This window comes from Nocardia sp. JMUB6875, assembly GCF_041154655.1.
GTDB lineage: Bacteria > Actinomycetota > Actinomycetes > Mycobacteriales > Mycobacteriaceae > Nocardia.
Genome location: NZ_BAAFGR010000408.1, coordinates 1 through 860, shown reverse-complemented (window position 1 = coordinate 860; position 860 = coordinate 1). Strand labels below are relative to the sequence as shown.

Genomic DNA, 860 nt, shown 5'->3' with positions numbered 1-860 from the left:
GGATGTGGGGGCGGAATGGTCTTATGGGAGGAGCTTCTCGGGATGCTGCGGTTGATCATCGGTGTGGCGGCTGGGTATGTGCTGGGCGCCAAGGCCGGGCGGGCTCGGTATGAACAGATCAGTAAGACGACCCGCGCGATCAGCGAGAGCCCTGTCACACGGAAGGTCGTGATGATGGGTCGGCAGAAGCTCTCGGACAAGCTGAGCACCCAGCCGAAGCTGGAACCGATGGTGCCGCTGGATGAGCGCACCACCATCCTGGTGCCGCAGGATCAGCTGCGCCGCTGAGGGATTGGGGCTTCGCCCCTTGCCCCCGGCGCTCGAAGGCACTCGAACCAGAAACCTGCCGATTAACAGTCGGCAGGTTTCGGCTGTCTAGGCGAAGTCGGCTGAGTTGCCCATGGCCTGGGTGAGGAGGCTCTTTCGGTATTGCTCCAGGGCGACCAGGTCGCCGAACAAGGCCATGTAGGCGTCGGGCTGTTCGGTGGACGAGATGCGCTGGAGTTTGGACTTCAGCTCGGCGATCTGGCGGCCTACCCAGGATTCCTGGGTGCGGGCGATGATGCCGGTGACGAAGCGGGGGATGTCGTCGGCGGATTTCACCGGGAGGGGTTCGGCGGCCAGTTCGGAGACCAGGGCTCGCATGGTCAGGTCGTCGGTGTTGTCGGCGACGACCGAGACCCATTCCGCGCCGGTGAGGCCGCTGGCCGTGCCGCCGGCCTCGAGGATGGCGGCGCGGACGGTGATGTAGGCGGGGTGGGTGAAGGCGTCGGGCTCGAGGGAGTCGAAGACGGGGCCCGCGAAGGCGGGGTATTGCAGTGCGGCGGCGAGGGTTTGGCGCTGCGGGAGCAGAGTGGGGT

1 protein-coding gene and 1 pseudogene are annotated in these 860 nt (G+C 66.2%); one reads left to right on the top strand and one right to left on the bottom strand.

The features are described from left to right. Positions 1-42 precede the first annotated feature (42 nt). Positions 43-288 (top strand): hypothetical protein, encoded by a 246-nt coding sequence (locus ACAM49_RS40290; protein WP_033086249.1) that lies wholly within the window; start codon positions 43-45, stop codon positions 286-288. A gap of 87 nt (positions 289-375) precedes the next feature. Here the strand turns inward: ACAM49_RS40290 and ACAM49_RS40285 are convergent. Next, positions 376-860: pseudogene (locus tag ACAM49_RS40285) on the bottom strand (DNA primase); the annotation flags it as partial.

Bases quoted from the DNA above. Each gene is read 5' to 3' on its own strand.
- ACAM49_RS40290 (WP_033086249.1), top strand. From the start codon at position 43: ATGCTGCGGTTGATCATCGGTGTGGCGGCTGGGTATGTGCTGGGCGCC.